This window comes from Micromonospora sp. ATA51, assembly GCF_016802855.1.
GTDB lineage: Bacteria > Actinomycetota > Actinomycetes > Mycobacteriales > Micromonosporaceae > Micromonospora > Micromonospora sicca.
Genome location: NZ_JAEVHJ010000366.1, coordinates 1 through 6,257 on the forward strand (window position 1 = coordinate 1; position 6,257 = coordinate 6,257).

A 6,257-nucleotide genomic window follows, 5' to 3' on the forward strand; every position below is an offset into this window, starting at 1 on the left:
GCCCCGGCCCCCCCGTACGCCCACCTCCGGGGCGAGGCCGCAGCAGTCCACGCCGGACGTCGACGGGCCGGTGGGACAACCGCCCGCGATGGCCGCCGGAGCGTCTCGGGCGATCACCGACGACGGCATCAACCGGCCGCTGGCGGTTTCCGCGGTGCTGGCGGTGGCGAGCATCGTCGGCGCGCAGATGGGCGCGGTGCTCGGCCTGCGACGGCGGCCGGTCGTCCGGGTCGCCGGGCGGGCGCTGTCCAACGGCCGGCACCGCAGGGACTGACCGGCACCCGCGAACCCCACCGCCCCGGCGACCGGTGGCGGTCGGCGGCCTGTCGATGGTCCGGCGGTCCGGCGGTCGGCGGCGGTCCGGCGATTGGCGGCGGTCGTCGCTTCGGGGTCCGCCACCCTCACAGTCAGGGCAGGCGGGTCTCCAGGACGCCGTTGACCACCCGAGTCGGCAGGATCTGCTGGTCGTTCGCGGACGGCCCGTGCACGACCTCGCCGCCGTTGAGCCGGAACGTGCTGCCGTGCCACGGGCAGACCACGCAGTCGTGGCCGTCGATTTCCTGCACCTCGCCCTGGCCGAGCGGGCCGCTCTGGTGCGGACAGCGTTCCAGCATCACGGTGACCTCGTCACCGTGCCGGTAGAGGATCACCGAGACGTCGTCCACCTCGCGGGTGACCAGCTGCCGCTGCGGCAGCGTGGCCATGTCCGCCAGGGAGTGCCAGCCGTCGCTGATCCGGTGCAGCTCGGAGACGCTCTGGGTGGTCTGCGCCCCCTGCTTGTACGCCAGGTGCCCGCCCAGGTACGCCCCCGTGCTCGCGGCGGAGAGCCCCAGGTAGGCCAGCGCCCGGCCCAGCCCGTGCCGACCGTTCAGCCGGGCGGCCAGTGAGCCGGTGTAGAGGGCCAGCCCGATGGTGTTGGAGGCGGCGTGCGCCAGCCCGATCCGGCGCTGGTCGCGGGTGAGGCTGGCCCAGTCGTTGAGCCCGGCCACCGCGGCCGGCAGTGCGCTGACCGTACCGACACCGACCAGCGCGGTGGCGGCCCGGCGCTGCCCGGGCATCAGGTCGACCACGGCGGCGGAGATCCAGGCGCCGACCGGCACCTGCACCATCGCCGGGTGCAGCGGATGCCCGAGCCAGACGCCGTGCAGCGCGTCGCGAACCCGCTGTGGACGCAGGATGGTCTGGACCGCGCGCTGCAACCGGTCGCCCACCCGGTCCAGCGCGGAGGCCTGTTCGAGTTTCGTTATCAGTTCACGCACTCGGTCCGACTTCCCCGCAGGAGCGGCCCCAAACCGGGCGGCGACGACGAATCACCCCTCCGATACCCGGACCACCCGACGCCCACCCGCGCGTCCTCAAGATCACGCTCGACCGGAGACAGCGCGATTTTGAGGGCGGCGGCGGGGCGGGCGTCAGGCGGACCAGCGGTCGGCGTGCAGCGCGGCGGCGAGCGGGCGACCGGCGCGCCAGCCGTGGCGGACCAGGTCGGGAACGGTCTCGAGGTGGGCGACCGGGCCGAGGCAGAGCCAGGCGACCGGACGGACGCCGGCCGGGATGCCCAACAGTTCGGCCAGGAACGGCTCCCGGTAGAAGGAGACCCAGCCGACGCCGAGCCCCTCGGCGGTGGCGGCCAGCCAGAGGTTCTGGATGGCCAGGCAGACCGAATAGAGCCCGGCGTCGGCGATGGCGTGCCGGCCGAGCACGGCCGGACCACCGCGCGCGGGGTCGTACGTGACGACGACCGAGAGCGTTGACTCCAGCACCCCGTCGATCTTGATCCGGGCGAACCGCTCGGCGGCCGAACCGTCCAGGGTGGCGGCGAAGGTGTCCCGCTCGACCTGCACGTGACGGTGGAAGCGGCGGCGGGTCTCCGGGTCGCGTACCAGGATGAAGTCCCACGGCTGGGAGTGGCCGACGCTCGGCGCGGCGTGCGCCGCGGTGAGGATGCGGTCCAGCGAGTCGTCCGGCACCGGCGCCCCGGTGAACTCGGCGCGTACGTCCCGACGGCGGTGGATGACGTCGTACAGATCCAAGGCAGGCTCCCGCTGCGCTCGGCCCGGCCCGAAAGGGGCGGGCAGGCTGACGCGAGGCCGGTCTTCGGACTCCCGGATCGACGCCTGGCCGTCCGCCTTCCCAGCCGTACGGCCAGTGGCTGCGCGTGACGCGCGTGGACGGTGGCTCCCCGGTCACCGCGGCGGGCCCGTGCCGGATTTCCACCGGCTTCCCGATTCTCCCCGCTCGCGCGGGGCACCTCACATGATCGTGCCGCCGCCGATGCTAGCGCCCGCCCCGGCCGGCAGGACCGGCCCGGGGAGCGGGAAATCCGGTCGCGGCCGCACCGCCGGACCGCCATCGTGTTCCGGGTGTACGCGCATGCCTCCCGCCCCCTGCCGGTCCACCCGGCGCCCGGCTCACCGCGGCGCTCGGCGGCCCCGAGGCCGTACCGCCGCCGCTGCTGATGCTGCTCGGAATGGTCTCCACGCAGGTCGGCGCGGCAGTCGCCAAGCAGCTCTTCACGGCGACCAGCCCGGGGGGCACCACCACCCTGCGGCTCGGCCTTGGCGCACTGGTCCTGCTCGCGGCCAGCCGGCCGGGGCTGCGGCTGGGCTGGCGGGCGGCCGGGCTGGTCGGGGCGTTCGGGGTGGCCATGGCCGCGATGAACCTCGCCTTCTACGCCGCCCTGCAGCGGGTGCCGCTCGGGGTGGCGGTCACCGTCGGCTTCGCCGGTCCGCTGCTGGTGTCGCTGCTGGGCAGCCGCCGGTTCACCGACGTGCTCTGGGCAGCGCTGGCCGGCACGGGCGTGCTGCTGCTGGCCGGGCTCGGCGGGGTCAGGGTGGACGCCGTCGGCCTGCTGCTCTGCGCGCTGATCGCGGTCGGCTGGGCCGGGTACGTGCTGCTCGGCAAGGCGATGAGTGGACACGTCCCGGGCACCCGGGGGCTGGCGGCGGGGATGGCGGTGGGGGCGCTCTGCGTACTCCCCTTCGGGGTGGCGTCGGGCGGCGCGGAGCTGCTCGCCCCCGGGTCCTCGCGCTCGGGCTCGGGGTGGCGCTGCTGTCGTCGGTGCTGCCGTACTCAGCGGAGCTGGCCGCCCTGCGCCGGCTGCGGCCCGGGTCTTCGCGGTGCTGCTCAGCCTGGAACCGGCGGTGGCGGCGCTGGTCGGCGCACTGCTCCTGGGTGAGCTGCTGGCCTGGCCGCAACTGCTCGGGGTGGGCTGCGTGGTGGGCGCCGCCCTCGGCGCCACCCTGGCCCGTCGCACCTGACCCCCACCCCGGCCCGCCGCGCCCGGCGCAGTCACCGGGCGCGCGCCCAGGACAGGAATCGCTCGGCCAGATTCTCCGGCGCGGCGTGGCCGTTGAGCTGGGACAACTGCGCGCTCGCCTCGGCCATCAGGGTGCCCAGGTAGACCAGCAGCGCGATCCGGTCCTCGCGGTACTCGACCAGCAGGGACAGTCGGGCCGGCTGGCAGGGCCACTCCGCGCCACAGGCCCGGCACCGCCACAGCGGACGCATCGGCAGGTGCGGACGGGACGGGCGGCTCACCTCCCGCCGCCGTCGCGCCGCCATCCGCCGGCCCGCCAGCGCTGTGCCGGAGTCAGGTTGCCCGCTCGGCCCGGTTCGGTCGCCGGAAAGACCTGGGTGGGCCGGGTCGCCCAGCTCGGCCACTCGTTCAGCGGCGTCCGCTGCCGAGGTACCTGGATCGACCTCTCGGGCTGGTGTCGCCAGAACCGGAAACGCACGGATGGCTCCCTTCGAAGTGGTTCGAGGGGGCCGCCCCGACGTCGTTGGCGGGGCGGCCCCAGCGCTGACGCCGACCGCCGGGCTCCTCGCCTCCACCGGCCGCGCCGTCCTGCCCAACACGCTCCCTTCGGTGGTCGGACAGATACACCGCGTAGCTATATGGTCGGTGGATATTTGAGACGTCCGATGGAGGGACCGTGAACGACGCGCTGCGGGTGGCGCTCGGCGAGACCGGGCACACGACCGAATCGCTCGCCGAGCGAGTGGGCGTGGACCCGAAGACCGTGGGGCGGTGGCTCAGCGAGGGCCGCATCCCTCATCCCCGGCATCGGATCTCGGCGGCGAAGGTGCTGGGGCGGGACGTCGGGGACATCTGGCCGGACACTTCAAGACGTCGTGAGCCCGTTTGGTTCCGTCCCTGGCAGGAGATCGAGCGCGAGGCGGTGTCGCTGCGGTCTTTTGAATCCCTCGTTCTGCCGGGCCTACTGCAGACCGAGGCCTATGCCAGAGCTGTTCTCACCGGCGCCGGCACGCTGCCGAGGACCGACATCGACCGACACATCGCGTCTCGGCTCGCCCGCCAGGGCATCCTCCGACGAGAGGACCCGCCGCAGCTCACCGCCGTGATCGACGAGGGAGTTCTCCGCCGGCCCGTCGGTGGTCCGGAGACGATGCGCGAGCAACTCCACGCGCTGGTTGCCGCCTGCGCCGAACCGCACGTCCGGGTCCACGTCGTGCCGTCCTCGGTCGGCGCATACGCCGGCCTTAACGGTCCGTTCGTGATCGCGGCCTGCCCGGACCACCGACTCGCCGGCTACCTCGACAACCAGCTCCAGGGACAAGTGGTTAGCGACGTCGATGAGATCGCGGCGATAATGGCCGCGTGGGAGAACGTGCGCGGCGAGGCGTTGTCCCACTGGCAGTCGGTCGACCTCATCAGGGAAGTGGCGGAGACATGGAGCTGACGGGCGCCCGGTGGCGCAAGAGCAGCCGCAGCAGCGGCAACGGCGGCAACTGCGTCGAGGTCGCCGACAACCTCCCCGGCCTGGTCGCGGTCCGCGACTCGAAGAACCCGACCGGCCCGGCCCTCACCTTCACCCTGGCCGCCTGGCGGGCATTCGTCGCCGAGATGCGCGAGCGCTCCTGAGGCTGGCCGACACCCGCGATTCGTTCACGTCATCAGCTTCGTAGCGAACGCGGGCCTTGACCTGACCTGTTGAAGGGGCAGCACGGCGCGGCGGAAACCTGGCGTGCCGGCGTCGTCGGCGGGCATGCTGACCCGATGGGCGTACGCGTGGAGCACGACGGGCCGGTGACCACGGTGATCCTGGACCGGCCGGCGGCCCGGAACGCCGTCGACGGACCGACCGCCCGGGCCATGGCGGACGCGTTCCGCGCCTTCGAGGCGGACCCGGATGCGGCGGTCGCCGTGCTCTGGGGCGCCGGCGGCACGTTCTGCTCGGGCGCCGACCTGAAAGCCATCGGCACGCCGAGCGGCAACCGGGTCGAGCCGGAAGGTGACGGTCCGATGGGCCCCACCCGGATGCGCCTGTCCAAGCCGGTGCTCGCCGCGATCTCCGGGTACGCCGTGGCCGGCGGCTTGGAGCTGGCGCTCTGGTGCGACCTGCGGATCGCCGAGTCCGACGCGGTGCTCGGGGTCTTCTGCCGGCGCTGGGGCGTCCCGCTGATCGACGGTGGCACGGTACGGCTGCCCCGGCTGATCGGTGAGAGCCGGGCGATGGACCTGATCCTCACCGGCCGGCCGGTCCCCGCCGAGGAGGCGTACGCGATGGGCCTGGTGAACCGGCTGGTCGCGCCGGGTGACGCCCGGGCGGAGGCCGAGCGGCTGGCCGCCGAGATCGCCCGGCACCCGCAGACCTGCCTGCGCAACGACCGGGCCGCGCTGCTCGCCAACGCCGGCCTGCCGGAGCCGGAGGCGATGGCCACTGAACTGGCCTTCGGCATGGAGTCCCTGATCACCGACGCGATGCGCGGCGCCGCCCGGTTCACCGCCGGCGCCGGCCGGCACGGCGAAACGCCGGACTAGACCGGGCGTCACTTCAACTGGCGGAGGGCGTCCTCGATGGCGCGGTGGAAGGTCGGGTACGCGTAGATCATGTGCCGGAGCTGGCTGACGGGCACCGCCGCGTGCACCGCCACCACCAGCCCCGACAGCACCTCGCCGCCGGCCGGGCCGACCGAGGTCGCGCCGATCAGCACGCCCTGGTCGGCGTCGGCGATCAGCTTGATGAAGCCCTCGTTGCCGGCCTTGTGGATCCAGCCGCGGGTGGACGACGTGAGGTCCGCGTACCCGACCTGGACGTTGATGCCGCGCTCACGGGCCTGCTTCTCGGTGAGCCCGACCGCGCCGACCTCAGGGTCGGTGAAGGTGACCCGGGGCAGCGCTCGGTAGTCGGCGCGCGGGATGCTGCCCGGCGCGGCGGTCGCCCCGCCGGCGCTCATCGCGCCGCCGACCGCGCTGGCCACCCCGGCCGGGCCGCCGGCCACGCGTGGCGGTG

7 protein-coding genes, 2 pseudogenes and 1 riboswitch are annotated in these 6,257 nt (G+C 74.0%); of the genes and pseudogenes, 5 read left to right on the top strand and 4 right to left on the bottom strand.

All coding sequences use genetic code 11. From position 1 onward, the window contains the following. Positions 1–274 (top strand): annotated as a pseudogene (locus tag JNW87_RS33105) (peptidoglycan-binding protein); the annotation flags it as partial. Positions 275–407: 133 nt separating this feature from the next. Here the strand turns inward: JNW87_RS33105 and JNW87_RS33110 are convergent. Further along, on the bottom strand, positions 408–1,259 hold the full coding sequence (locus JNW87_RS33110) for a Rieske 2Fe-2S domain-containing protein (RefSeq protein WP_109805286.1): 852 nt from the start codon (positions 1,257–1,259) through the stop codon (positions 408–410). Between the two features lie 153 nt (positions 1,260–1,412). Continuing rightward, positions 1,413–2,033 (bottom strand): 5,6-dimethylbenzimidazole synthase, encoded by a 621-nt coding sequence (gene bluB / locus JNW87_RS33115; RefSeq protein ID WP_109805285.1) that lies wholly within the window; start codon positions 2,031–2,033, stop codon positions 1,413–1,415. Positions 2,034–2,070: 37 nt separating this feature from the next. After that, positions 2,071–2,270, bottom strand: a riboswitch (cobalamin riboswitch). A 200-nt stretch (positions 2,271–2,470) separates the two neighbouring features. On the opposite strand from bluB, the gene JNW87_RS33120 reads away from it, so the two are divergent. Beyond that, entirely contained in the window at positions 2,471–3,178 is a 708-nt protein-coding gene (locus JNW87_RS33120; protein WP_238455032.1) for a DMT family transporter, read from the top strand. A 113-nt stretch (positions 3,179–3,291) separates the two neighbouring features. Here the strand turns inward: JNW87_RS33120 and JNW87_RS33125 are convergent, their stop codons facing one another. Next, positions 3,292–3,540 (bottom strand): flavin reductase, encoded by a 249-nt coding sequence (locus JNW87_RS33125; RefSeq protein WP_238455033.1) that lies wholly within the window; start codon positions 3,538–3,540, stop codon positions 3,292–3,294. A 395-nt stretch (positions 3,541–3,935) separates the two neighbouring features. Here JNW87_RS33125 and JNW87_RS33130 point away from each other — a divergent pair, with 395 nt between their 5' ends. The 3 genes from JNW87_RS33130 to JNW87_RS33140 all read left to right on the top strand — a co-directional run bounded on the left by JNW87_RS33130 (position 3,936) and on the right by JNW87_RS33140 (position 5,785). Further along, a complete protein-coding gene (locus JNW87_RS33130) occupies positions 3,936–4,703 on the top strand; it encodes a helix-turn-helix transcriptional regulator (protein ID WP_109801903.1) in 768 nt (255 codons plus the stop codon). After that, a complete protein-coding gene (locus JNW87_RS33135; RefSeq protein ID WP_109801902.1) occupies positions 4,694–4,885 on the top strand; it encodes a DUF397 domain-containing protein in 192 nt (63 codons plus the stop codon). The genes JNW87_RS33130 and JNW87_RS33135 overlap by 10 nt, the downstream gene beginning before the upstream one ends. A gap of 135 nt (positions 4,886–5,020) precedes the next feature. After that, positions 5,021–5,785: a crotonase/enoyl-CoA hydratase family protein gene (locus tag JNW87_RS33140; protein ID WP_109801901.1), complete on the top strand. Its 765-nt coding sequence runs from the start codon at positions 5,021–5,023 to the stop codon at positions 5,783–5,785. An 8-nt stretch (positions 5,786–5,793) separates the two neighbouring features. On the opposite strand, the pseudogene JNW87_RS33145 reads toward JNW87_RS33140, so the two are convergent. After that, a pseudogene (locus tag JNW87_RS33145) lies at positions 5,794–6,257 on the bottom strand (NAD(P)/FAD-dependent oxidoreductase); the annotation flags it as partial.